This window comes from Parvibaculum sp. (assembly GCF_030694575.1).
Classification (GTDB): Bacteria; Pseudomonadota; Alphaproteobacteria; order Parvibaculales; family Parvibaculaceae; genus Parvibaculum.
On record NZ_JAUYUS010000023.1, the window covers coordinates 117,032 to 141,438 of the forward strand.

Below are 24,407 nucleotides of genomic sequence, written 5' to 3' on the forward strand. Positions count from 1 at the left end.
CTCCGTACAAAGATAAATCTACTCGAAAAATATATTTTTGCTGTCTGGGATGCCCGCATGTTCCGGAAACGAGGCATGTCCAGGTAACCACCGGTCCCCGGTTCCGGCTGGGTGAGGAAAGGAGCCTGCGATGTACTCTGTGTTGTGCACTTGGATTTCCCTAGATGGGAAAGAGAACGGAACCACAATGGACTTTTCCATCGATGACCTTGGAACGGCAAGGCGACGTGCCGACTCATATGGAATTAAAGACGTACCACTTTCATCAGAAAGATACGGGTCTGTAGAGGTAATATTCTTTTGGGTTTTCGATATGACACAAAGCAAAGCTGTCTACAAAGCCAGACCTTTCCGTCCCTGAACCGAAGGGACTAACCAAGTCTCTGCCCCGCTTTCGGCGTCGCTGCTATCAAGAACCAGTCCCGTCGAGCCGACAATGGCACGCGGGTTTTCGCCTACTGCCTCTTCCCCGCCTGCGAGGCGTAGCGCACCGCTTCTTCCGCTGCGCGGAAGAGGGCCTTGGCCTTGTTGATGCTTTCCTGATGCTCGCCCTCGGGGCTTGAATCCGCGACCACGCCGCCGCCCGCCTGGACGTACATCTTGCCGTCCTTGACGATGGCGGTGCGGAGCACGATGCAGGTATCCATTTCGCCGGCGGCCGAGAAATAGCCGACGCAACCGGCATAGGGGCCGCGCTTTTCGAGTTCGAGTTCGTCGATGATTTCCATGGCGCGGACTTTCGGCGCGCCGGAAACGGTGCCTGCCGGGAAGCCCGCGACGAGGGCGGAAATCGCGTCATAGGCGGGATCGAGGTCGCCTTCGACGTTCGAAACGATATGGATGAGGTGCGATGTGTACTGGAGCGCGAAACGCTCCGTCACCTCGACCGAACCGATCTTCGAGACGCGGCCGACATCGTTGCGCCCGAGATCGAGCAGCATGAGGTGTTCGGCGCGCTCCTTCGGATCGGCGAGGAGCTCTTCGGCGATCGCTTCGTCTTCCGCCTTGTTCTTTCCGCGGTGGCGCGTGCCCGCGATGGGGCGGATGGTGACGCGGTTGTTCCGGACACGGACGAGAATTTCCGGGCTCGAGCCGACGATGGAGAAATTCTCGAAATTCAGGAAGTAGAGGAAGGGCGACGGGTTGATGCGGCGGAGCGCCCGGTAGAGCGCGAAGGGCGGCAGCTCGAACGGGGCCTCGAAACGCTGCGAGAGGACGACCTGGAAGATGTCGCCGGCGGCGATATATTCCTTCGCGCGGGCGACCATGCCGAAATAGGCATCCTTGGGCGTGTTCGAGCGCGGCTCTTCGAGCGGGCCGATCTCGGCGTCGCGGTGAAGATGCGGCAGCGCCGTGTCGAATTCGGCGACGACATCGGTGATGCGCTCGTTGGCCCGCGTATAGGCGGCGCGCGCGCTGACGCCGGGCTCCGGCCGCACGGGCGTGACGACGGTGACCTCGTCCTTCACGGAATCGAAAACGGCGATGATGGTCGGGCGGATGAAGATGCCGTCCGGCAGGCCGAGCGCGTCGGGATTCTCGTTCGGCAGGTGCTCCATCAGGCGCACCGTGTCGTAGCTCATATAGCCGAAGACGCCGGCGGCCATCGGCGGCAGTTCCTCCGGCAGGTCGATGCGGCTTTCCTCGATGAAGGCGCGCAGGCTCTTCAGCGCGCCGCCGGGGCAGGGCTCATAGGTATCGTCGAAGCGGGCCTTGCGGTTCAACTCCGCCTTGTCGCCCCGCGTCCGCCAGATCGCATCGGGTTTGAGGCCGATGATCGAATAGCGGTTGCGGCTGTCGCCGCCCTCGACGGATTCGAGCAGAAAGCTGTTCGGCTTTCCGTCGGCGATCTTGAGCATCGCGGAGACGGGCGTCTCGAGATCGGCGACGAGCCGCGTGTAGACGACCTGCGCCGTGCCTGCATTGTACGCCGCTTCGAAGCTGGCGTAGTCGGGCGAGATCATTGGCCGGTATCCGTCGACGTCAGTTGCCGGAGGAGGGCGTTGTTGACCTCGACGCCGAGCTCCTGCTGGTAACCGACGACGAAGGTCTGGAGCATGTCTGCCTCAAGCGAGTCGCGGACATCGGCGGCGGCCTTCTTGTATTCCTCGCCGTCCTTGTCGAGCTTCGGCGCGCGGATTTCCTTCACCTGCATGAGGACGAGACTGTCGCCGAGGCCGACCGGGCCATAGGTGAAGCCGCCTTCGCGCGTGGCGAAAAGTTTTGTCACGGCGGCGCGCGAGAAGGTGTCGTTCGACGCGTAACGCTGGAAGCCGGGCATGGTCAGCACGCTGCGGCCGTATTCGCCGGCGATCTTGTCGAAGCTCTCGCCCTTGTTGCCGCGTTCGGCAAGACCGGCAGCGAGCGCCTCGAGCGCCGCGGCGCGCTTCTCGTTCTTCCAGATCGTCACGACCCGGTCGCGCAGGCTGTCGAGCGGCGGAAGCTCGGGCGGCGTGACCGTGTCGACCTCGACCCAGTAATAACCGTCCTTGCCGGAATCGAGCGGCGGCACCTGCTCGCCCGGTTCGCTCTCGTAAACGGTCTTGAGGAGATCCGGCAGGTCCGGCAGCTCGACGGCATCGCCGTCGCGCGTCTTGCCGTCCGCCGTCACGCCGGAGATCGAGCGGATGGTGAGGTTGTAGCGTTTGGCGACGTCGGCCAGCGGCTCGCCGCCCGCGCGCGCATCCTCGATGGTGTTCTGGATGTCGTAGATCTGTTCGCGCGCCAGTTCGAGTTCGACGGCGGCGCGGAGTTCCTCCTTCACGCCCTCGAAGGTGCTGGGCTTGCCCTGCTCGATCGCGGTGACATGGAGGATCGACCAGCCGAGCGGGCCCTGCACGGGCTCGCTGTAGCCGCCGCTTTCGAGCGCGAAGGCGGCGTCGGCGAGTTCGGGGGCGAGCATTTCATTGTGTGTGACCTTGCCGAGGTCGACATCCTTCATGGTGAGGCCGAGGCCGCGGGCGATCGTCTCGACCGTTTCGCCGCCGCGCAGCGCCGCGAGCGCCTCCCCGGCGGCATCTTCGGTCGCGAAGGTGATCTGCTGGACCTCGCGCCGCTCCGGCACGTCGTACTCGCCGCGCCGCTGCTCATAGGCGGCTTCGAGCGCCTCGTCCGAAATGGCCATGGTGTGGGTCACGTCCTCGGGCTCGAGGACCATGATGCTGAAGTCGCGCGTCTCGGGGAGCCTGAAGGCGGCGGCGCCGGCTTCATAGAATTTCGCGACGGTTTCCTCGTCGGGTTCGCCGATGTCGCCGGCAAGCGAGGGCGGCAGGATGATGTAGCCGGCGACGCGGGTCTCTTCCTGGAAGCGCGTAACGACGTCGATCAGCGCGTCGGGCGCGGCGACGCCGGCCTGGACCGCGGCGATGAGCTGGTTGCGCGCCATGAAATTGCGGCGCTGCTCGACGAAACGCTCCTCCGTGATGCCGTTCTGCCGCAGGGCCTGGCGGAACAGATCGCGGTCGAAGCGGCCGAAGCCGCCCTGCAGGTCCGGATCGGAGGTGATGTTGATGCCGACCGCCTCGTCGCCGACCCTGAGGCCGAGATCGCTGGTAGCGCCGTCGAGGGCCGCGAGGCTGATGAGCCGCGACAGGGCCGCCCGGTCGATGCCGAACTGGCGCGCCTGGTCGAGCGTCATCGGCTGGCCGAGCTGCCGGGAGAACTGGTTCATCTCGCTGCTGAGTTCGCGCTGGAAGGAGACGGCGTCGATCTTCTCGTCGCCGACCTTCGCGACCGTGTCGCCGCCGAAGCCGGTGAAGATATCGGCGATGCCCCACACCGCGAAGCTGAGCGCGAGCAGGCCGATCAGCACCTTGGCAACCCAGCCCGAGGCGTTTCTCCGTAGTGAATCGAGCATGTGCAGTCTTTCTTCTTCGCCCGCTCCCGGCCGGCGATCTGGTCAGTCCGCGGGCGCGGCCCCCGCCGCCCGCCCCTCGCGAGAGGGCGGCATGATAGGTGCGGGGCCCTTGCCTCGCAAGCGGATCGGGGGCGCTTTCCGTTTGATTTCCCTCGATAATTTTCGGCGGAAACCGGACGCGGCGCGGCGGCGGACGGGGCTAGAGCGAGAACCCCATCATCGGCGGGCCGCCGAGCCGGACATAGGCGTCGATACCGGCCCGCGTCGCGGCGACGAGGAACCAGATGGCGACGAAGACGGCGGCGGCCCAGAAGGCGATGACGCGCACCGCCGCGAGCGCGCCGGCGACCGGCGCGCCGTCGAGCGCGAAGGCGACGACGAAGGCGAAAAGGGTCACCTCCAGCGCCGGCAGGATGACGACAAGGGCCTCGAGCGCCCCGTCCGGCGGCTGGGCGGGCAGCGCCACGGCCAGAAAGCCGAAGAGCGCGGCAAGCGTACCGGCGGCGCGGGCGTTCCGGACGATGAGGGTGGCGGACGCAGTGACGGCGAACATAATTCTCCTCCAGTCTCTCTCCACGAAACGAAGAAAGCATCAAAGTATTGGTCAAGTATTCGTCAGCGGCGGACGGCTGGGCGCACTTCACCCGTCCCCTGGACGCGGTTCGCGCGGCGGCGGGGGTGGAATGGCCTTTATCGGCTGCTGGCCTGGACTACCGGGGCATATGGCGGGGCGGACCGCGGATTTCCCAGGCCGGGTTCGGTCCGGGAGCGGAACGCCTTCCGCCGCCCGTGAGCGGCGAAGCGAAGTATTGGAACGACATGCTGAAACTCCGGGAACTCAGTGATGGAACTGACCGGAGGCCTAAAAACACAAAAGCCCCGATCTGTATGAACGGGGCTCTAAAGTGTCGATTTTGCAGGCTGTATCAGCGCGCGCGCAAGCGACCCGGCCCCGAAGGCGAGTAGTTTCGACCAAAGGTCTCTGCGACCGATTGCATCCAAAGATGTGTCATGGCGCGCAAGCTACGCCTGAGTCGTTTACTTGCCAAATGAATAGTCGCGAGAATGAAACTTTTGCTTCACCTGTGTTCTATTTCACTCAGGTGAATCTGACCCACTTCGGCTGCGGCCGGGCGGGCCCCCGTATTGGCTTGCGGGCGGACCATCTGCTAAACGAACGCGGCACGGGATTCCCAATGGAGCGGAGCGGACAGATGGCAGCGCGCGTAAAGGCACTGGTGGCGGGCAACTGGAAGATGAACGGCCTCGAGGCCTCGAAGAAGGAGCTGACGGCGCTGGCGAAGAAGCTCGCCAAGTCGAAGCCCGGCTGCGACGTGCTCATCTGCCCGCCGGCGACGCTGGTTGCCACGCTGAAGGATGCCGCGAAGGGCACGAAGATCGCCATCGGCGGTCAGGACTGCCATGCGAAGACGTCGGGCGCGCATACCGGCGACGTCTCGGCCGAAATGCTGAAGGATGCAGGCGCCTCATATGTCATCGTCGGTCATTCGGAACGCCGCGCCGATCATGGCGAGAGCGATGCCGTGGTGAAGGCGAAAGCGGAAGCCGCGCACCGGGCAGGGCTCGTCGCCATCGTCTGTGTCGGCGAGACGGAAGCACAGCGCGACGCGGGCGAGACGCTGAAGATCATCAAGGGCCAGCTCAAGGGCTCGCTCCCCGACGGCGCGACGGCGAAGACGACCGTGGTCGCCTATGAGCCTGTCTGGGCGATCGGCACCGGCCGCACGCCGACGGCGGAGGATGTGGCGAAGGTCCATGCCGCGATCCGCAAGGCGCTCGACGCCCGCTTCGGCGCGGAAGGCGCGAAGATGCGGATACTTTATGGCGGCTCGGTGAAGCCCTCGAACGCGGTCGAGCTGATGGCCGTGCCGAACGTCAACGGCGCCCTGGTCGGCGGTGCGAGCCTCAAGGCCGAGGACTTCTGGGGAATTATCGCCGCCTACGCCTGAAAACGGGTCATTTCGGCATGCCGGAGCGGGGCCAAGGGATATTCCTTGTAACCGGCAGGATATCGGCCTATATAGCCCTTATCGAATTTTCTTGGTTCGGCTGCTCTCCACGCTCGCGATCGAGCGCCGGACCTGTCTTTCCCGATTCCGAAAAAGTTTGATCTGCCGCTCGCGCGTGCGAAGGCAGCACTATCTCAACCTACCTACAAGGAATGCCAAACATGGCGAACGGAACAGTTAAGTGGTTCAACTCCCAGAAGGGCTTCGGCTTCATTCAGCCGGACGGCGGCGACAAGGACGTTTTCGTCCACATCTCCGCAGTTGAACGCGCGGGCATGAGCTCGCTCAATGAAGGTCAGAAGATCGGTTACGATCTCGAGACCGACCAGCGCAGTGGCAAGGTCTCGGCCGCCAACCTGCGCAACGCCTGATTTCGGAAGGGGCGCTCCGGCGCCCCTTTTTATTTGCCGGAGAAGAACCCATGGCGAAGAAAAAGCCAATGGATGCGGATTTTATCGCATTCAACGTCGTCTACGAGGACGGCTCGCTGAGTTCAAACCGGAAAGTCCCGACATCGAAGCTCGAAGGCGCCGACGATACGGCGAACGCGCGCGCGATCATCGAGGCCCAGGATCGCGAAATCGGTGAGAAGTCCGGCAGGCCGCGCAGCCGCGTGAAGACGCTCAACCGTGTGGGCGCCCGGAAGTAACACCGACCGCGGCCGCATCAAGCGAGGACCGGATGGCTTTCAAGCCCAACTACAATCATGAACGTGCGGAACGCAATCGCGCCAAGGCGGCGAAAGCGCAGCAGAAGCTGAAGGACCGTGAGGAGAAAGCCGCGCAACGCAAGGCATCTCCCGATGACGACAGCGCTGCTCCCGACGATACGTCCGAGGAATAGGCAAATGCAGAAGCACAAGTTCGAAGTCGGCGAGACGGTCGAGTTCAGCCCGGGCGGTTCCTATCCGCCGGCGGCGCGCGGAAGCTATGTGGTTCTGCGCCAATTGCCCTCCGAAGGGCTCGACTACCAGTACCGTATCAAGAGCGTCGCCGACGGCCAGGAACGCATGGTCCGCGAAGGCCAGCTCGGCTAACCGGCAACCGCCGGCCAGATCATCGCCATATAAAGAACGATCCCGACCATCGCCGCGCCCGCGCCGAGCGGCTTTGCCGTGCCGCCTTGCGGCCGCCGCGCGAGCTGCCACGCCAGCGCGAAATGGATGAGGGCGAGGAGCGGGAAGCCGAAATCCGTCAGCAGGCCGAGGATCGGAGCATCGAAGCCGAGCTGTTCGGCGGCGAGAAGCCACATGAGCGGGCTCAAGGCCATCATCGCGCGGCCGATCCGGTCGTCCAGCAGGCCGGTGCGGCGGACCGAGAGACCGGTGAAGAAGAGCCAGAACCCCCAGCAGATATTCGACAGATGCTCGCCGACCAGCATGCCGGCATAGCGGTTGAAGGCGCCCTCGATGAGCGCGACGGCCTCGCGGCCCGCTTCCGTCGTCGCGGGATCGCTCATCTGCGCCGCGAGCCAGGGGACGAGGATCGCCCAGCGGCCGAAACCCATCGCCTGGCCGAAGCCGGTGAGAATGCCGAAGACGAGGGCGAGGAGACCGGCGGTGCCCGCCGCGCCGAGCGTCCGGTAAAGCAGGACCGTGAGCAGCACCTGCGTGATGCCGGTCATCGCCAGCACCCAGTAGGCCGGTACGATGACGGCCTTGCCCGCCTCGAACAGCGCGAGGCGCTCCGGCGCGGGAAGGCGCAGCACATCCGGGAAGTCGAAGACAGCCGCCAGAACCGTGAAGCCGGTAAAGAGCAGGACGATGTGACCGGCCAGGAGGAGGGTGGTCCCGTAGTCGTGGCGTTTGCCGATGTCGGTCCCGTTCATGTGCGTTCTCCGGTTGGGTGTGACCGGAAGGTAGGGAGCGGCGGGGGGCCGCACTTGCAGGATCGCGCCAGAATTCGGCCGGCGGCGCATTGGCGCGATTGTTCAAGCGGCTGGCCCCACGCTCTGCCATAGTCCCGTCCATGACGCCGGACGAAGAAGCCATCGCCGAAAAGGACCTCACCAGCTCCGGGCTGCTGGCGCTGGTGATTGCCGGTTTGCAGGCGGAAGCGCCGGAGTTGCTGATCGGCGAGGCGGTGGCCATGCCGGATTGCGCGCTTGCCCATGCGCCTGCCTCGATCAAGCGCGGCCTTCTGACGAAGGCCCATGAGGCGCGCGGCGCGGACTTCATCCTCGGCTTGGGCCAGTTCATCAAGGGAATCGGCTTCGATCCGGTGCTGCATGTGCTGTTGCGGCCGGCGCCACCGATGGTGATGGCAGGCAAGTTCCGCCGCTTCGAGCAGTTCACCCATTCCCGCCACCGCTGCGACGTGACGGAGACCGAAAACGGCCTCGATGTGCGGCGCTACGCCGTGTCGGGTCCGCCGCCGCTTGCCGCCGAGAATCTGCTGATCGCCGGACTGCTGAAGGCCCTGCTGGAGGAGATCGGCTGCGAGGAGGTGACGGTGACGACGGGCGAGGCGCCGTTCGCCGGTTTCAGCCTGCACTGGCGCCGCTTCGTCCAGCGCGATGTCACGGACCCGCTCGGCCTGGCGGAGAAACGCGGCCGCGAGCCGCTGAAGGTCTATGGCGTGGACGAGACGCGACCGCTCGCACGCCGCGTGGTGACGCTGCTGTCGGGCGATCTCGGCCGCAACTGGTCATGCAAAGAAATAGCAATGGAATTAAGGCTTTCCAGCCGAACCCTCCAGCGACGCCTGAAGGAAGACGGGACGAGCCTTTCCACCATTATCCGGGCGGTGCGCATGCGCGAGGCCTGCCAGTTGCTGACCGGCAGCGACCTGAAGCTGACCGAAATCGGCTATTGGTGCGGCTTCTCCGACAGCCCGCATTTCTCCCGCGAATTCCGCCGGGCGCTCGGCGTGCCGCCTGTGCTTTACCGGCAGGCAGCCGCATAGGCAGTGAATTGAGCGACGGGCGGTAAAGGGCTGGAAACGCGCGTCCTCATGCGGTACAAACCGCCGCGACGACCGACCCGGCCCGCGACGACGGGGCCGGGGCTTTTATTTTGGCCCGAGGGATCATGGCGACCATCATTCTGATCATTCACCTGATGCTCGCGCTGGCACTGGTCGCGACCGTTCTGCTGCAGCGCTCCGAAGGCGGCGCGCTGGGCATCGGCGGCGGCGGCGACGGCTTCATGTCGGGCCGCGGCGCCGGCAACGCCCTGACGCGGGCAACCGCCATTCTGGCCGCGCTCTTCATCGGGACGAGCCTGACCCTCGGCATTCTCGCGTCGCGCGGCGGCACCGCCGACGGCATCCTCGACCGGATCGTCCCGCCGGCGGTTCAGAGCGACGACAACGTGCCGGACGTACCGGCACCGCTCGGCTCCGAGTTCCCGGCTGCGGGCGAAACCCCGGCCACGAACCAGCAGGACACGGCCCCGGCCGAGCCCGCTCCCGCGCAGGAACCGGCCGAACCCGGCGTTCCGCGCGCCCAATAACCGGAACTGCCGGCCGCCCGGGATGACCGGGTGTGCGGCCGGTTTCCACTATTTTTGGCCGAAGCTGCGTTTGCCGCTTCGAATCGTTTTGCTTGGTGTAATCTAGGGGCCCATGACGCGGTACATCTTCATCACCGGCGGCGTGGTTTCCTCCCTCGGCAAGGGTCTCGCTTCCGCAGCGCTCGGTGCGCTCCTGCAGGCGCGCGGCTATTCCGTGCGTTTGAGGAAACTCGACCCCTATCTCAATGTGGACCCGGGGACCATGTCCCCGATCCAGCATGGCGAAGTCTATGTGACCGACGACGGGGCGGAGACCGACCTCGACCTCGGCCACTACGAGCGCTTCACCGGCGTGCCGGCGAGCCGCGCCGACAACATCACCACCGGCCGCATCTATCAGGAGATCATCGCGCGCGAACGGCGCGGCGACTATCTCGGCGGCACGGTGCAGGTGATCCCGCATGTGACGGACGCCATCAAGGAATTCGTGCTCTCCGGCAATCTCGACGTCGACTTCGTGCTGTGCGAGATCGGCGGCACGGTGGGCGACATCGAGGGCCTGCCTTTCTTCGAGGCGATCCGCCAGCTCGGCAACGAACTCGACCGCGGCCAGACCTGCTACATCCATTTGACGCTGCTGCCGTTCATTCCCTCGGCCGGCGAGATGAAGACCAAGCCGACGCAGCACTCCGTGAAGGAACTGCGCTCCATCGGCATCCAGCCCGACATTCTGATGTGCCGCTGCGACCGCCCGATCCCCAAGGACGAGCGCCGCAAGATTGCGCTTTTCTGCAATGTGCGCGAGACCGCCGTCATCCAGGCGATGGATGTCGACACGATCTACGACGTGCCGAACGCCTATCATCTCGAAGGGCTCGACAGCGAAGTGCTGTCGGTCTTCGGCATCAAGGGCGCGAAGGAACCGAACCTCGCCAAGTGGCAGACCATCGCCCACAACATCCGCGAGCCCGAAGGCGACGTGACCATCGCGATCGTCGGCAAATATACGGGCCTCAAGGACGCCTACAAATCGCTCTCCGAGGCGCTGGTGCATGGCGGCATCGCCAACAAGGTGCGCGTCAACGTGAAATGGGTGGAGTCCGAGATCTTCGACACCGAGGATACGGCCTTCTATCTGGAAGACGTGGACGGCATTCTCGTGCCGGGCGGTTTCGGCGAGCGCGGCTCGGAAGGGAAAATCCGCGCGGCGCAATTCGCACGGACGCGCAACGTGCCCTATTTCGGCATCTGCTTCGGCATGCAGATGGCCGTGATCGAGGCGCTGCGGAACATTGGCGGCCTCGAAGGCGCGAGTTCGACCGAGTTCGGACCCACCAACGAGCCGGTGGTCGGCCTGATGACCGAATGGATGCGCGAAAACGAACTGGTGAAGCGGGCGGCGCATGGCGACCTCGGCGGCACCATGCGGCTCGGCGCCTATGAGGCCGTGCTGGCGGAGGGAAGCCGCGTGGCGCAGATCTACGGCTCGACGCGCATCAACGAACGGCACCGCCACCGCTACGAGGTCAACATGACCTATCGCGACCGGATCGAGGCGGCAGGGCTCGTCATGTCCGGCGTGTCGCCCGACGGGCTGCTGCCGGAGATCATCGAACTGCCGGGCCACCCGTGGTATATTGGCGTTCAGTACCATCCGGAGCTGAAGTCGAAGCCGTTCGATCCGCATCCGCTGTTCCGTTCCTTCGTCGAAGCGGCGGTGGAGCAGAGCCGGCTGGTTTAGTTCAGAAAGATCAAGTGACGATGCCCGCCAACCGCACAGTAACCATCGGCAATCTCGAAATCGCCAACGACAAGCCCTTCGTGCTGATCGCCGGGCCCTGCCAGCTCGAAACGCGCCAGCATGCCTTCGACATGGCGGGCGCGGTGAAGGAGATCACGGACCGGCTCGGCATCGGCTTCATCTATAAAACCTCGTTCGACAAGGCCAACCGCACGAGCCGCAACGCGACGCGGGGCCTCGGCCTCGAACTGGCGCTGCCGATCTTCGAGGATCTGAAGAAGGAACTCGGCGTGCCGGTGCTGACCGACGTGCATGAGCGCGAGCAATGCGCCGAAGTGGCAAGCGTGGTCGACGTGCTGCAGATACCGGCCTTCCTCTGCCGCCAGACGGACCTGCTGGAAGCCGCGGCGCAGACCGGCAAGGTCGTCAACGTGAAGAAGGGCCAGTTCCTCGCGCCCTGGGACATGAAGAACGTCGTCAACAAGGTGGTCGACGCCGGCAATCCGAATGTGCTCGCGACCGAGCGCGGCGTGAGCTTCGGTTACAACACGCTGGTGAACGACATGCGCGCGCTGCCGATCATGAAGGAACAGTGCGGCTGCCCCGTCGTGATCGATGCGACGCATTCGGTGCAGCAGCCGGGCGGGCAGGGCACGGCATCGGGCGGCGACCGCCGCATGGTGCCCTATATCGCGACCGCCGCCGTCTCGCTCGGCGTCGCCGCTGTCTTCATCGAAACCCATCAGGACCCGGACAATGCGCCGTCCGACGGGCCGAACATGGTGAAGCTCGGCGAGCTTGAGGCGCTGCTCGCGCGCCTCAAGAAGTTCGACGAGCTGGCAAAGGCGGCTTAGGCCGTCTGCTTTTCGCCCCTGATCTGCGCCTGCACTTCCGCCAGAAGTTCGGCCGAACCGAATTGCGCACCCGCGTCCAGTCTGCCGAGAGCGAATTCCGGCGGCACGACTTCGGGGCCCTGACCGGCCGGCAGCGGCGGCGTGTAATAGCCGAGCGCGTAGCTTCCCATCGAATAGCCGATCAGTGCCTGAAGTTCCGGCGAGAGATCGCGCGCGATTTCGGGCGGGCAGGAGAGATACTGGTTTTCCTCCTGGCGGAGCCAGCCGAGCGTGTAGGTGATGTTGATGCCGATGCGGTCGCCATTGGACGTGTTCGCGCCGCCGCCATGGAAGACGCCGCCCGAATAGACCAGCACCGAGCCGGCGGGCATTTCAGCGTAGCCGATCTGATCGTCCGTCGGCTGATAATCGTCCGCCCAGTCGAGGCTGCCGGGGCAGACCTGCGTGGCGCCATTCTCCTTCGTGAAGTCGGTGATCGCCCAGATCGTGTTGAACTGCGGCTCGACGCCCTTGAGGTAGGTGCCCCAGGCCCAGCGGTCGCGATGTATCTGCTGCTTCGGCTGGCCGGGACGGATGCGGATGACTTGCGTCAGGTGAAGCTGGATGCGCTCGCAGAAGGGCTTGAGGAAGATTTCCGCCGCCTTCACGACGGTCGGGTGCGCGACCAGCTCGCGGCACGCAGCCGAACGGGCGACCAGGGCGCCGGTGCGCGTCGTGCTGCGGCCGGTAAAATCGTCGCGTCCGGGCTCCGTCGCCTCGATATAAGGCATCGTCTCGGCGCGGATGCGCGCGAGCTGATCCGCGGACAGCACATCCTTCACGATCAGCGCGCCGTCGCGCTTCAGGACGGCAAGGATCTCGTCCGGGGTTGCCGTGGCAGGCAGCATTTCGAGTTTCGGCATCGGTTCCTCCCTCAGGATTTTCGGCGTGGCGGCAGCAAGGGCCGCAGCATGGCTTCGAGTTGTTTTTTCTGCCGCTCCGGCGGCCAGTCGTCGCGTTCCAGCGTGGCGCGGATGCAGAAGCCGTCGATGACGGAAATGATCGCGTCGGCCGTCATGTCGGGTTCGATCGAGGCGGCGAGCTTCCGTTCGGATTGCTGCCTGCGGATGATCGCGGCGATCCCGTCGCGGAATTCGTCGTAATAGGCCTTGTTGATGCGGGCCAGCGCGGGATCGCCCACGGCGCGGCCGAAGAAACTCATCCAGACCCGCCAGTCGCGCAAGCGCTCGTCGTCTACCGGCAGGAGGAGGGCCGCGACTTCGATCATATCTTCGACCTCGTCGCCATGCCGCAGCATATGGAGGATGTTCTGGGCGACGTGATCGAGCGCGGCGAGCAGCACCGCATCCTTGTCCTCGAAATAATGGGTGATCGTGCCCGTGGTGGCGTGCGCCGCGCGGGCGACGTCGACAAGCCGCGTGTTGTCGATGCCCTGCTCGCCGATCACGGAAATGGCGGCTCTGGCAATATCGCGGCGGCGGGCGTCGTGGTCGATCTTTTTTGGCATAATGGTGATTATATAAAAATTGCGCTGGGATGCAAGAGGGTGCCGGACAAGAAAATCAGCCTGGAAATCCGACCCGTCATTTCCGGACGAATTATCAATTTTTATGAACGCCCGGATTACGCGGTTTCCGTCCGGCCGCTGCATGCTTTTCGCAACAACCGCCGCACGCGGAATTGCGGAAGCAGCGGAACAAGGAGGAAGCGATGGACTTGGTTCAAGAGCCGGGGGGCACCCCGAGCAAAGCTGAAATCCGTTCGTACTTCGATCCGGCCGATGGCACGCTGGACCGCAGGGTGTTCGCCGACCAGGAAATCTACGATCTGGAGATGCGCAACATCTATGCGCGCGCGTGGAACTTCATGTGCCACGAAAGTCAGATTCCCAATCCCGGCGACTACTTCATCAATTATATCGGCGAGGATCAGGTCATCGTCGTCCGCGACAAGCAGGGCGAGGTGCAGGTGCTGCTCAATACCTGCCGGCACCGCGGCAACGCGCTGTGCCGGGCGGAACAGGGCAACGCCAAGTCCTTCGTCTGCTCCTATCACGGCTGGAACTACGACCTGAACGGAGATTTGATCGGCGTTCCCGGCATGTCGGCCTATTACCGCAAGGACTTCGACAAGTCGCAATGGGGCCTCGCCAAGGCGGCGCAGGTGGACCATTTCCACGGCTTCTATTTCGCCACGCTCGATCCCGATACGCCGCCGCTCCCCGATTATCTGGGCGAGGTCGGCCGCATCGGTCTCGGCCTTCTCGTGGCGAACGGTCCCGTCGAGATTGTGGACGGCATCCAGAAGAATGTCATCGACTGCAACTGGAAGATCGCCGTCGACAATCTCTTCGACTGGTATCACGTGCAATACAGCCATGCCTCCGCGGGCATAGCGGGTTTCATGGATATCGCCGCCATCCTGCATCCGAAAAACCAGATGGTGATGTTCGGCGATTACGGGCATGCCATCAGCGGGCCGGTTATTACGCCCGAGCGGCAAGCGGAAATCGATGCCATGACGGATGAGCAGCGGCTCGCCGTCGCGGCGGCGGGAATGCTCAAGGATCCAAACAGGCCCGTGGTGCCGCCGCGTCTCAGCGCGGCGCGGGAACTGCTCGGTCCGACCGGCGTTCGCTGCATGGGGCATCCCAATATCTTCCCGAACCTCTGGGTATCGACGAACGGCACGCAGCTTTCGCTGCGTTTGCCGCGCGGACCTTTCGCAACGGAAATCTGGTGGTTCACCGTCCTGCCCAAGGCCATGCCGGAAGAGGTGAAGAAGAAGCAGATCGCCTTCAGCGCGCATCTCTTCGGACCGGCGGGCATGCTGGAGCAGGATGACGGCGAGAACTGGAGCCAGAGCACGCGCGCCTCGCGCGGCGTGAAGGCGCGGGGCTATCGCCACCACATGGCGATGGGGCTCGGTCAGGACGAGGTGCTGACCGATGCCTCCGGCACGTCCCGAGTGGAAACGACGATCAGCGAACACGCTCAGCGCTGGCTCTACACCAACTGGATGAACTGGCTGACGGCGGATAGCTGGGCCGAGCTGAAGGCGAACCATCCGTCCTTTCCGAAGGGGAGGGCTTGATGTCTCAGGCAAGGGCAGTGCAAGCCGAAGCATCCGGCCTCGATGGGCTCTCGCTTCAGCAGCGGATGGAGCTGCAATACGAGATCGAGCAGTTCCTCTATGCCGAGGCCGCGATGATCGACGCGCGCGAGTATCGCGCCTGGCTGGACCTCTGGACGGAGGATTGCAGCTACTGGATGCCGATCAGGCGGACGGTGACGCTGTCGGACATCGACAAGGAATTTACGAAGCGGGGCGACATGTCCTTCTTCGACGACGACAAGAAGGCGCTCGCGATGCGTGTGACCAAGATGGAATCGGGCTCGTCATGGTCGGAGGACCCGCCCTCCCGCACGCGTCACTTCGTGAACAACGTCCGCGTTGTCGCGCTCGAAGGAAGTGAAATCACGGTGGAGCTTGCCTTCTCGCTCTACCGGACGCGCCTCAACACCGAGGAGAGCATGTGGGCGGGACGCCGGGTCGACAGGCTGCGGCGCGTGAACGGCGCGCTGAAGCTCTGCGGCCGAGACATCTACCTGGAGCAGACGCTCATCCGGGCAACCAACATGAGCACCTTGTTCTAGGACAAGGTCTGCAACTTTCGGAGAGCGGGGAGGCTCATGGGAAGATTGGAAGGAGAAGTCACGCTTGTGACGGGCGGCGCATCGGGTCTGGGGCGCGCCATCGTCGACAGGTTCGTGGAGGAGGGCGCAAGAGTGGTCGTCTTCGATCGCTCGGCGGAGAGGCTTCAGGACGTGAAGCGCAGCCACGGCGGTGCCGTCGCGACCCATGCGGGCGACGTGCGCTCCGGGCCGGACAACAAGGCGGCCGTCGCGCTTGCCGTGGAGCATTTCGGCAAGCTCGATTGCGCCGTCGGCAATGCCGGCATCTGGGATTACAGCGTCACGCTGGACGACATGCCGGACGAGCAGATCGACGGCGCTTTCGATGAACTGTTCGGCGTCAATGTGAAGGGCTACCTGCATCTCGCGAAAGCGGCGTTGCCGGCGCTGGTTCGCTCCGGCGGGTCGCTCGTCTACACGGTCTCGAATGCCGGCTTCGATCCGGCGGGTGGCGGCGTGCTCTACACCGCGTCGAAACATGCGGTCGTCGGCCTGATCCGCCAGCTTGCCTTCGAGCTCGCGCCCACCGTGCGGGTGAATGGCGTCGCGCCGGGACCGATCGACACCGACCTGCGCGGCCCCGCCGCGCTCGGCCTCGCCGACAAGGCGATCAGCAGCGTCGATCTGCCGACGGTTGCGGCGCCGGTCGTGCCGCTCGGCCGGGTGCCGGCACCTGCGGAATATGCCGGCTCTTACGTCTACTTCGCGTCGCGGCGGGACAGCGCGCCGGCAACCGGCGGCGTCCTCATCTGCGAGACGGGCATCGGCGTCCGGGGTATCGGCGTCGTGGCGGCGGGCGCCGGGCTCGCCGCCAAATACAGGAAATAGGGGAGAGAAACCGATGGGCGTGGCATCGCTTGGATATATCGGCTTCGAGGTGAGCGACCTCAAGGCATGGGACGGCTATCTGACCGGGTTTCTGGGCCTCATGAGAGGACGCGGCAACGGCACCTCGGCCCGCTACCGCATGGACGATCGCGCCTTCCGCATCCAGCTCGAACAAGGGAAGGCGGACGACATCTCGTTCATCGGGCTCGAAGTCGAAACGCTGGAGGGGCTGCAGGAGCTGCGCGAGCGTCTTGAAAAGGCGGGCGTCCGGCATTCGCCCGCCTCGGACAATCTGAAGAAGGAGCGCGGCGTGCGCGACCTTCTCGTTCTGACCGATCCGGCGGGGCTTCAGGTCGAGGTCTATGTCGGCGCGACGGCGCTCACCAATGTGCCGTTCAATTCTCCTGCCGGTGTTTCCGGTTTCATGACCGGCGGCCAAGGCGCGGGCCATGTCGTGCTGGCATCCGAGAAGATGGATGAAGTTCGCGACTTCTACACGCGGCTCCTCGGCTTCCGGCTTTCCGACACGATCGGCATACCGATTTCGCCCGACTTCACGCTGGTGCTCGAATTCTACCACTGCAACCCGCGCCACCACACGCTGGCGCTGGCGCCGATGCCCGCGCCGAAGCGGTTGCACCACTTCATGGTGGAAATGGCGACGCTGGACGATGTCGGATTTGCGATGGACCGCATCGGGGAATGCGGCGTGAAACAAACCATGACATTGGGCAAGCACTCGAACGACCAGATGGTGTCTTTCTATGCCGCGACGCCTTCGGGCTTCGAGGTCGAGGTGGGCACTGCCGGTATCGAGGTTCACGACGATGTCTGGCGCGTCACCCATCACGAGGTCACCAGCATGTGGGGCCACAAGCGTGTTTGAAAGAAAAGCAACGGGGAGAAGTTCATGAGCGTTACGGAAGAGAGCACGAGCCGGTTCGTCACCGTCAAGGGCGTCAGGATTCACTACAACGAAGCGGGCTCGGGCCCGGCGCTCGTTCTCATTCACGGTGGCGGACCCGGCGCGAGCGGCTGGTCGAACTACAACCGCAACATCGAGGTGCTGTCGCGCCACTTCCGCGTGCTCGTTCCCGATCTGCCGGGCTTCGGCAAGTCGGACATCAAGCCGAAGGGCAGCGCCATGCCGGCCTGGTATGCGACGAAGATGGGCGAGTTCCTCGACGAACTCGGCATCGACAAGGCGCATTTCGTCGGCAACTCGCTGGGCGGCATGGTGACGCTGCGTCTCGCCATGGACCGGCCGGAAAAGGTCGGCCGCATGGTTCTCATGGGACCGGGCGGCAGCATCCCGATGTTCAGCCAGTTCCCGACCGAGGCGATCAAGACGCTGCTCTTCTTTTACGACGGCCCCGGCCCGTCGCTCGAGCGCCTCAAGGGCTTCGTGAAGGATTTCGTGTACGACCCGTCCCAGTTGACCGACGAGCTGCTCGAAGGGCGGATGAAGACCGCCCTGCAGCCGCATATCGTGGAGACGCCGCCCATGCGTCCCGATCCCAAGGCGCTGATGGAGCCCGTCTGGAACGATCCGCGCCTCGCCACTCTCAAGCATGAGACGATGATCGTCTGGGGACGCGAGGACAGGGTGATGCCCATCGATATGGCCTTTCCGCTGCTCAAGCAGATTCCGAGAGCACGGCTCTTCGTGCTGCCGCAATGCGGCCACTGGGCTCAGTGGGAACATGCGGAAGAGTTCAATCGCGTCACCCGCGATTTCTTCGAGGCAGCCAATGCCGCCTGACCTCGAGGCGATAGCGGCCGCCCTGGCCGAGGCACGACGTAGCCGGACCCCCATACCCCCGGTGACCGAAACCTCCCCCGGTTTCGGCGTTGCCTCGGCCTACGCCGTTCAGGAGATCAACACGCGGAGGCGTCTCTCGGCGGGCGAGCGTATCGTGGGCCGGAAGATCGGGCTCACATCGCCCGCCGTGCAGACGCAACTTGGCGTGAACGAGCCGGACTACGGCATGCTGTTCGATGCCGATGATGTGAGCGGTGCGGCGTCCGTTTCGGCAGCCACGCTGATGCAGCCCAAGGTGGAAGCCGAGATCGCCTTCGTTCTCGGCAAGCCTCTCGACCAGCCGAACCCGAGCCTCGATGAGGTTGCGGCCGCCATCGACTACGCGGTGGCGGCAGTGGAAATCGTCGACAGCGCCATCGCCGATTGGCGGATCACGCTGGCGGACACGGTCGCGGACAATGCGTCGGGCGCGAAATTCGCGCTGGGAAGCGACCGGCGCAAATTGTCGGAAATCGACCTGCATCTGGGCGGCATGGAAATGTGCCTTAACGGCAAGCAGGTATCGGTCGGTGTCGCGGCGGCCTGCCTCGGCAATCCGCTGAACGCGACGCGGTGGCTCGCGAAAAAGATGGCGGAGGTCGGCAGGCCGCTTGGAGCCGGCGACATCGTTCTCTCCGGCGCGCTCGGGCCGATGTGCAATGTGGTTGCGGGCAACGAGTTCACCGTTTACGTGCAGGGTTTCAAGCCGTTGCGCGTCGCCTTCGAGTAGGAAATTCGAATGACCGGAGCGAACGGGAAGATACGCGTTGCCATTATCGGCTCGGGCAATATCGGCACCGACCTGATGATCAAGATCATGCGCCTCTCCAAAACGCTGGAGATGGCGGCGATGGTGGGCATCGACCCCGCATCCGACGGGCTGGCAAGAGCGGCGAGGCTCGGTGTCGCCACGACGGCGGAGGGCATCGACGGTCTGGTGGCGCTGCCGGAATTCGGGAGCATCGGCATCGTCTTCGACGCGACCTCGGCTGGCGCGCACCGACATCACAACGAGGTGCTGCAGGCGCATGGCAAGCAGGTGATCGACCTGACGCCCGCCGCGATCGGTCCCTATGTCGTGCCGAGCGTCAATCTCGATGGTCTCGCAAACGAGCGAAACCTGAACATGGTCACCTGCGGCGGGCAGGCGACGATCCCCATGGTCGCCGCCGTGAGCAGCGTATCGCCGGTGCTCTATGGCGAGATCGTCGCTTCCATCGCGTCGAAATCCGCCGGCCCCGGCACGCGCGCCAATATCGACGAGTTCACCGAAACGACCTCGCGAGCCATCGAAACCGTTGGCGGTGCCACGCGCGGCAAGGCGATCATCATCCTCAATCCGGCCGAGCCGCCGCTCATCATGCGCGACACGGTGCATTGCCTGTGCGACGACGCCGACCCGGCGAGGATCGTCGCGGCTATCGAGAAGAAGGTTGGCGAGGTTCGGGCCTATGTGCCGGGATACCGGCTGAAGCAGGCGGTGCAGATCGAGAAAGTGGGCGGCAACCGGCCGCTTTATTTGCCGGACATGGACCGGTCCTTCACCGGCCTCAAGGTCAGCATCTTCCTCGAGGTGGAGGGCGCGGGCCACTACCTGCCGCCTTATGCCGGCAATCTCGATATCATGACGTCGGCGGCGCTGCGCACGGCAGAGGCGCTCGCGCTGAAATGGCAGGTGGCGGCATGAACATCCCCGACCGTCTTTACATTCAGGACGTGACGCTGCGCGACGGGATGCACGCCATCCGGCATCAATATTCGATCGACCATGTGCGCGCCATTGCCCGTGCGCTGGATAAGGCGGGCGTGGATGCCATCGAGATCGCGCATGGCGACGGGTTGTCCGGCTCCAGCCTCAATTATGGCTTCGGCGCCTGCACCGACTGGGCGTGGATCGAAGCGGTTTGCGACGTCGTCAAGTCGGCTGTCGTCACGACGTTGCTCCTGCCGGGCATCGGAACCATCGAGGATCTGCGCCGGGCGCACGGCATGGGCGTGCGGTCCGTTCGCATCGCGACGCATTGCACCGAAGCGGATGTCGCGCGGCAGCACATAGAGTCGGCGCGCAATCTCGGCATGGATGTCTCGGGCTTTCTCATGATGAGCCACATGTCGCCGCCGGACGCGCTCGCGGCGCAGGCGAAGCTGATGGAGAGCTACGGCGCCCATTGCGTCTATGTGACCGACAGCGGCGGCGCGATGACGATGGATGACGTCGCCGCCCGCCTGCAAGCCTATGACAGGGTTCTGAAGCCGGAGACCGAACGCGGCATCCACGCGCATCACAATCTGAGCCTCGGCGTCGCGAACTCGATTGCCGCCGTCCAGAACGGGGCCGTTCGCGTGGACGCGTCGCTCACCGGCATGGGCGCGGGCGCGGGCAATGCGCCGCTGGAGGTCTTCATCGCCACCGCAGACCGTTACGGCTGGAAACACGGTTGCGATCTCCTCGCGCTCATGGATGCGGCGGAAGACATCGTGCGGCCATTGCAGGACCGTCCCGTCCGCGTGGACCGCGAAACCCTCAGCCTCGGCTATGCCGGTGTCTATTCGAGCTTCCTGCGTCATGCAGAAACCGCGTCGGAACGCTACGGCGTCGACGTCCGCAAAATTCTGCTGGAAGCCGGGAAACGCGCTATGGTGGGCGGGCAAGAGGATATGATCGTGGATATCGCCCTCGATCTTGCGCGGCAGGAAGCGGCGCACTCGGATTGAGCTCTTGGGAGGGAGCCGGCCGGCCATGACCGGGAGAGAAAAGGCCGAAGCGGCAAGCCTTCATCCGGCGGGCATTGTCGGTGCCAGCGAAGTTCGCGCGGATGTGCGGATGGACGGCGTCTATTTCTTCCGCTCCTCGGCAGATTATCCTTTCAGCAAGAAGCTTGAAGCCGGCGATTTCTCCTATTGCTTCATGGTACGCCGCGGTGAACTCCGCCTGACGATCGACTTTCCCGAGCCACGTGTGATCGACCTGAAGCCGGGCTCAATCGTCGGGGTGAGCGGGCTCGCGCCGCACCGCATTCATTCGGTACCGGACAAGGATGCGATGCCGGTCGATTGTTTCGAACGGATACCGATTACCGAGGAGGTCGGGCCCGAGAAGGACGTCGAACTCCTGCTGGGCGTGGTCCCCTCGGAAAATATAGCGCTGACGAACCTGATTATCGGCCCGCTTTATCTCAGCCCCGAGACGTCGCCCGAATTCACGCGCCGTATCTGGAAGGCGGCGGAACTTCTCGACGAGGAGTTTATCGGTGCCGGTCTGGAATACGGCCAGGCGATCATCGTCCGCCGGATTGCCGAAATCATCCTCATCAATATGACCCGTTCCCTGCTGGCCGCCCGCGAAGAAGGCGATGCGCAGGAGCCGGGGCCCATCAAGAACAGAGGCGTGATAACGGCTATTCGCGCGTTCCTGGACGATCCGCTGGAAGATTGGAGCATCGACCGGCTGGCAAGGCATGCCGGCATGTCGAGAACGAAATTCGCCGAGGACTTCCGGCGTGTCGTTGGCCGAACGCCGATGCAGACACTCGCACGCCTGCGCCTCACGCTCGTGACGCGCAAGATGCTTGTCGAAGACCTCTCGGTCGAGGAGGCGGCCGATATGGCAGGCTACAGCTCCGCCGCCGCCTTTATCCGCGCATTCAGCCGGGAATACGGGGCAACGCCACACCAATGGCGCAGGGCGCACACGTCTCGCACCGAAACGGACCGGCCGGGAGGCTGACGGCTTGCCCCGGCCGCCGGCGCATCACACGAAGCTCGTGACCACCTCGCCGAGCCCCTGGTCGAAGCGGCAGACGATCTCGTCGCCGGCCGTAATCGGCAGTACGCGGATGAACGAGCCGGTGAGGATCGTGTCGCCCGGCTCGAAGGAGGTGCCGAATTCGCCGAGTTTGTTGGCGAGCCATGCGACGGCGGTGACAGGATTGCCGAGCACCGCAGATGCCTCGCCTTCCAGTTCCTTCGCGCCGTTCTTGTAAAGTGCGCCCTTGACGCGCCTGATGTCGATCTGATCGAGCCGCCGTGGATTGGCGCCGAGCACGACCGCGCCGCAAAAGGCGAGATCGGCGATATTGTCGATGACGTTGAGACCCGGTGCGCGCTCGACGCGGAAATCGACGATCTCGATGGCGGGCAACACGAAATCCGTCGCGCGGATCACGTCGACCGGCGATACACCCGGTCCCTTGAGGGGTTCCTTCATCACAAAGGCGATTTCCATTTCGACCATCGGCGCGAAGAAACGCGACATCGGAATGGGTGTTGCTTCCGGCACGAAGAACTCGCCGGTAATGGCGCTGAAATCGGGCTCGGTCGTGCCGGAAAATTCCTGCATCGGCTTCGATGTGAGGCCGACCTTGTATCCTTTCACTTTCGCGCCCGCCGCCACCTGACGCGCAACGAAGCCCTGCTGGATCCTGTAGGCGTCCTCGACCTCGATCCCCGGATATGTCGCGGTGAGAAGCGGCATCGGCTTCCGGCTCCGATAGACCTCGAAGAAATCGTCGACGATCTTCTCGCGTGTCGCATTGTCGAGCATGTCAGCTTCCCTTCTTTCCGGCCGCCCTCACGGCTTCGAGATCGCCGCGCGCCGCCATGGAAAGTGCGTTGATGTCGGTGGTGGTCGAGATCATCTGAAAGCCCTGCTCGATGCGGAGGGGTGCCACTTTCGCGTTGGAGAGAACGGCGGTTGCGATTTTCGCCGCCCGGGCCGCGGCGGCGACCCGGAGGATCGCCTCGTCGAAGGCGGGTTTGCCGTCATTGTCGCCGGGCGGCAGACCGAGCGCGATCGAGAGATCGAACGGGCCGACGAACAGTGCATCGACGCCCGGCACCGCGGCGATCTCCTCCACCGATGCAAGCGCTTCCGGCGTTTCGATCATCGGTATGACGGCGACGCGCTCATTCGCTTCCAGGAAGTAGCCCGGGCCGTCGCGCATCCCGACGCGGACGGGGCCGAAACTGCGGCGTCCTTTCGGCGGATAGAGACAGGCATCGACGGCGCGCTGCGCATCCGCCGCCGTCTGGATCATCGGAATGACGACGCCGAGCGCGCCGGCATCGAGGACGCGGCCGATGATGCCCGGATCGTTCCAGGGCACGCGCACGACAGGCAGGGCAGGCGTAAGGTCGATGGCGCGGATCATGTTGAGCGCCGTCTCGTAATCCATGCAGCCATGCTGCATGTCGACGAGCACCCAGTCGAAGCCTGCGCGGCCAAGCGCCTCCGCCGTCAGCGGCTCGGGGATCATGCACCAGGCCCCGAGCGTGACGTCGCCCTGCGCCCAGCGCGGCTTCAACGATTTGCCCAAGACGACCTCCCCTCATGCTCGCGGTTCTGCGGACTGTTAAATACTGAGTGTCATCATAAATGATGAAAGTCAATAATTGAACGAAGCGGGAGGGGCTTCAAGTCAGGTCCGGCGTGCGGACTTTTGCGGCGTCTTCGCCGGCTCGATCAGCCCTTCGACGCCGATGGCAAGCTTGGCGCGAAGTCTTTTCAGGAATCTCGGTTTCGATATTTCGCCGCTGATCCAGTTGAGCAAGGTCAGATAATAGATGGCGAAAAGATTTTCCGCCGCCAGTTGCGGGTCGACCCCCTGGCGGATGGTGCCCGCGGCTTGGCCCGCGGCGAGGATGTCGCCGATCCCGCTATAGATGCAATGCATCAGACGGGCGAGATCGCGGCGCGGCCCCGAGGTGGCGAGGACCGTCACTTCCTTCAGCAGCGCCTTCGCCAGCTCCTTGTCCTGATCGTGATATTCGATCATGTAGCGGAAGACATGCATCAGCTTGTCCACAAGCGAACCCGACGCAGGCAGATGCCTGAAGGCGTTTTGCGCCTGTTCAAGCATGTCGCCGCTGAACACCATGACCAGCAGCTCCTCCTTGGATTTCGCGTAGAGGAAAAGCGTGCCGGTGCCGATATCGGCCTTCTCGGCGATCTTCTGGGTGGTCGTATCGGCAAACCCCTGGCTGCCGAAAAGCTCCCTGGCAGCGGCGATGATCCGGGCGCGTTTTTCCTGCTTGTTGCGCTCGCGGCGTCCGGGCTCGACGGGACTCTGCGCGCGCGAGCCTTTCGCTCGAACGCCTGAACTTTGCTTCACCAACTTTTTTCCCGGCACGAATTGTCACTTTCCCGAAAATC

General features: G+C 64.2%; 27 protein-coding genes. 18 read left to right on the forward strand and 9 right to left on the reverse strand.

The features are described from left to right. Positions 1-455 precede the first annotated feature (455 nt). The 3 genes from trpE to Q8S60_RS04255 form a co-directional block, all read right to left on the reverse strand. The gene (gene trpE / locus Q8S60_RS04245) at positions 456-1,964 is read right to left on the reverse strand and encodes an anthranilate synthase component I (RefSeq protein WP_305277676.1); all 1,509 of its coding nucleotides are present in this window, start codon (positions 1,962-1,964) and stop codon (positions 456-458) included. Further along, positions 1,961-3,856: a peptidylprolyl isomerase gene (locus Q8S60_RS04250; RefSeq protein ID WP_305668389.1), complete on the reverse strand. Its 1,896-nt coding sequence runs from the start codon at positions 3,854-3,856 to the stop codon at positions 1,961-1,963. The genes trpE and Q8S60_RS04250 overlap by 4 nt, the downstream gene beginning before the upstream one ends. 199 nt (positions 3,857-4,055) lie before the next feature. Continuing rightward, positions 4,056-4,409, reverse strand: coding sequence for a hypothetical protein (locus tag Q8S60_RS04255; RefSeq protein WP_305277678.1), 354 nt, complete (start codon positions 4,407-4,409; stop codon positions 4,056-4,058). 661 nt (positions 4,410-5,070) lie between these two features. On the opposite strand from Q8S60_RS04255, the gene tpiA reads away from it, so the two are divergent. From tpiA to Q8S60_RS04280, 5 genes are all read left to right on the forward strand, one after another. After that, positions 5,071-5,826 (forward strand): triose-phosphate isomerase, encoded by a 756-nt coding sequence (gene tpiA, locus Q8S60_RS04260; RefSeq protein ID WP_305277679.1) that lies wholly within the window; start codon positions 5,071-5,073, stop codon positions 5,824-5,826. A gap of 221 nt (positions 5,827-6,047) precedes the next feature. Further along, positions 6,048-6,257 (forward strand): cold-shock protein, encoded by a 210-nt coding sequence (locus Q8S60_RS04265; protein ID WP_012112089.1) that lies wholly within the window; start codon positions 6,048-6,050, stop codon positions 6,255-6,257. Between the two features lie 50 nt (positions 6,258-6,307). Then, positions 6,308-6,535 carry a hypothetical protein gene (locus Q8S60_RS04270; RefSeq protein WP_012112088.1) on the forward strand — a complete coding sequence of 76 codons (228 nt, stop codon included), beginning with the start codon at positions 6,308-6,310 and terminating at the stop codon, positions 6,533-6,535. A 32-nt stretch (positions 6,536-6,567) separates the two neighbouring features. Next, positions 6,568-6,729, forward strand: a complete 162-nt coding sequence (locus tag Q8S60_RS04275; protein WP_305277682.1) for a hypothetical protein — start codon at positions 6,568-6,570, stop codon at positions 6,727-6,729. A 4-nt stretch (positions 6,730-6,733) separates the two neighbouring features. Next, positions 6,734-6,922 (forward strand): hypothetical protein, encoded by a 189-nt coding sequence (locus tag Q8S60_RS04280; protein WP_305277683.1) that lies wholly within the window; start codon positions 6,734-6,736, stop codon positions 6,920-6,922. Here Q8S60_RS04280 and Q8S60_RS04285 read toward each other — a convergent pair. Continuing rightward, on the reverse strand, positions 6,919-7,713 hold the full coding sequence (locus Q8S60_RS04285) for a DUF4386 family protein (RefSeq protein WP_305277684.1): 795 nt from the start codon (positions 7,711-7,713) through the stop codon (positions 6,919-6,921). The genes Q8S60_RS04280 and Q8S60_RS04285 overlap by 4 nt on opposite strands. Before the next feature lie 140 nt (positions 7,714-7,853). On the opposite strand from Q8S60_RS04285, the gene Q8S60_RS04290 reads away from it, so the two are divergent. From Q8S60_RS04290 to kdsA, 4 genes are all read left to right on the forward strand, one after another. Further along, positions 7,854-8,789: a helix-turn-helix transcriptional regulator gene (locus Q8S60_RS04290; protein WP_305277685.1), complete on the forward strand. Its 936-nt coding sequence runs from the start codon at positions 7,854-7,856 to the stop codon at positions 8,787-8,789. A gap of 125 nt (positions 8,790-8,914) precedes the next feature. After that, complete coding sequence (gene secG / locus Q8S60_RS04295; protein ID WP_305277686.1) at positions 8,915-9,337, forward strand: preprotein translocase subunit SecG; 423 nt, start codon at positions 8,915-8,917, stop codon at positions 9,335-9,337. 112 nt (positions 9,338-9,449) lie between these two features. Further along, a complete protein-coding gene (locus tag Q8S60_RS04300) occupies positions 9,450-11,078 on the forward strand; it encodes a CTP synthase (RefSeq protein ID WP_305277687.1) in 1,629 nt (542 codons plus the stop codon). Positions 11,079-11,098: 20 nt separating this feature from the next. Next, positions 11,099-11,932, forward strand: a complete 834-nt coding sequence (gene kdsA, locus Q8S60_RS04305) for a 3-deoxy-8-phosphooctulonate synthase (RefSeq protein ID WP_305278275.1) — start codon at positions 11,099-11,101, stop codon at positions 11,930-11,932. Here the strand turns inward: kdsA and Q8S60_RS04310 are convergent. Together Q8S60_RS04310 and Q8S60_RS04315 are read right to left on the reverse strand one after the other, a co-directional pair. After that, entirely contained in the window at positions 11,929-12,834 is a 906-nt protein-coding gene (locus tag Q8S60_RS04310; RefSeq protein WP_305277688.1) for a phytanoyl-CoA dioxygenase family protein, read from the reverse strand. The two genes, kdsA and Q8S60_RS04310, sit on opposite strands and share 4 nt — an antisense overlap. Before the next feature lie 11 nt (positions 12,835-12,845). Then, positions 12,846-13,439 (reverse strand): TetR/AcrR family transcriptional regulator, encoded by a 594-nt coding sequence (locus Q8S60_RS04315; RefSeq protein ID WP_305277689.1) that lies wholly within the window; start codon positions 13,437-13,439, stop codon positions 12,846-12,848. Positions 13,440-13,642: 203 nt separating this feature from the next. Between Q8S60_RS04315 and Q8S60_RS04320 the strand changes: the two genes are divergently transcribed. From Q8S60_RS04320 to Q8S60_RS04360, 9 genes are read left to right on the forward strand one after another with little or no spacing between them, the layout of a single operon-like run. Beyond that, positions 13,643-15,025 (forward strand): Rieske 2Fe-2S domain-containing protein, encoded by a 1,383-nt coding sequence (locus Q8S60_RS04320; protein ID WP_305277690.1) that lies wholly within the window; start codon positions 13,643-13,645, stop codon positions 15,023-15,025. After that, complete coding sequence (locus Q8S60_RS04325) at positions 15,025-15,588, forward strand: aromatic-ring-hydroxylating dioxygenase subunit beta (RefSeq protein WP_305277691.1); 564 nt, start codon at positions 15,025-15,027, stop codon at positions 15,586-15,588. The genes Q8S60_RS04320 and Q8S60_RS04325 overlap by 1 nt, the downstream gene beginning before the upstream one ends. Positions 15,589-15,624: 36 nt before the next feature. Next, positions 15,625-16,455: a 3-(cis-5,6-dihydroxycyclohexa-1,3-dien-1-yl)propanoate dehydrogenase gene (gene hcaB / locus Q8S60_RS04330; protein WP_305277692.1), complete on the forward strand. Its 831-nt coding sequence runs from the start codon at positions 15,625-15,627 to the stop codon at positions 16,453-16,455. Between the two features lie 13 nt (positions 16,456-16,468). Continuing rightward, entirely contained in the window at positions 16,469-17,341 is an 873-nt protein-coding gene (locus Q8S60_RS04335) for a VOC family protein (protein WP_305277693.1), read from the forward strand. Between the two features lie 24 nt (positions 17,342-17,365). Next, positions 17,366-18,217: an alpha/beta fold hydrolase gene (locus tag Q8S60_RS04340; RefSeq protein ID WP_305277694.1), complete on the forward strand. Its 852-nt coding sequence runs from the start codon at positions 17,366-17,368 to the stop codon at positions 18,215-18,217. Next, positions 18,207-18,986: a 2-keto-4-pentenoate hydratase gene (locus Q8S60_RS04345; protein ID WP_305277696.1), complete on the forward strand. Its 780-nt coding sequence runs from the start codon at positions 18,207-18,209 to the stop codon at positions 18,984-18,986. The genes Q8S60_RS04340 and Q8S60_RS04345 overlap by 11 nt, the downstream gene beginning before the upstream one ends. Positions 18,987-18,995: 9 nt before the next feature. Beyond that, positions 18,996-19,943 carry an acetaldehyde dehydrogenase (acetylating) gene (locus Q8S60_RS04350; RefSeq protein WP_305277697.1) on the forward strand — a complete coding sequence of 316 codons (948 nt, stop codon included), beginning with the start codon at positions 18,996-18,998 and terminating at the stop codon, positions 19,941-19,943. Continuing rightward, positions 19,940-20,971: a 4-hydroxy-2-oxovalerate aldolase gene (dmpG, locus tag Q8S60_RS04355; protein ID WP_370867289.1), complete on the forward strand. Its 1,032-nt coding sequence runs from the start codon at positions 19,940-19,942 to the stop codon at positions 20,969-20,971. The genes Q8S60_RS04350 and dmpG overlap by 4 nt, the downstream gene beginning before the upstream one ends. A 25-nt stretch (positions 20,972-20,996) precedes the next feature. Next, a complete protein-coding gene (locus tag Q8S60_RS04360; protein ID WP_305277698.1) occupies positions 20,997-21,983 on the forward strand; it encodes an AraC family transcriptional regulator in 987 nt (328 codons plus the stop codon). A 24-nt stretch (positions 21,984-22,007) separates the two neighbouring features. On the opposite strand, the gene Q8S60_RS04365 is transcribed toward Q8S60_RS04360, so the two are convergent. From Q8S60_RS04365 to Q8S60_RS04375, 3 genes are all read right to left on the reverse strand, one after another. Beyond that, positions 22,008-22,799 carry a 2-keto-4-pentenoate hydratase gene (locus Q8S60_RS04365; protein WP_305277700.1) on the reverse strand — a complete coding sequence of 264 codons (792 nt, stop codon included), beginning with the start codon at positions 22,797-22,799 and terminating at the stop codon, positions 22,008-22,010. Position 22,800: 1 nt separating this feature from the next. Next, a complete protein-coding gene (locus Q8S60_RS04370) occupies positions 22,801-23,571 on the reverse strand; it encodes an HpcH/HpaI aldolase/citrate lyase family protein (protein ID WP_305277701.1) in 771 nt (256 codons plus the stop codon). A gap of 102 nt (positions 23,572-23,673) precedes the next feature. Further along, complete coding sequence (locus tag Q8S60_RS04375) at positions 23,674-24,366, reverse strand: TetR/AcrR family transcriptional regulator (protein ID WP_305277702.1); 693 nt, start codon at positions 24,364-24,366, stop codon at positions 23,674-23,676. Positions 24,367-24,407 lie beyond the last annotated feature (41 nt).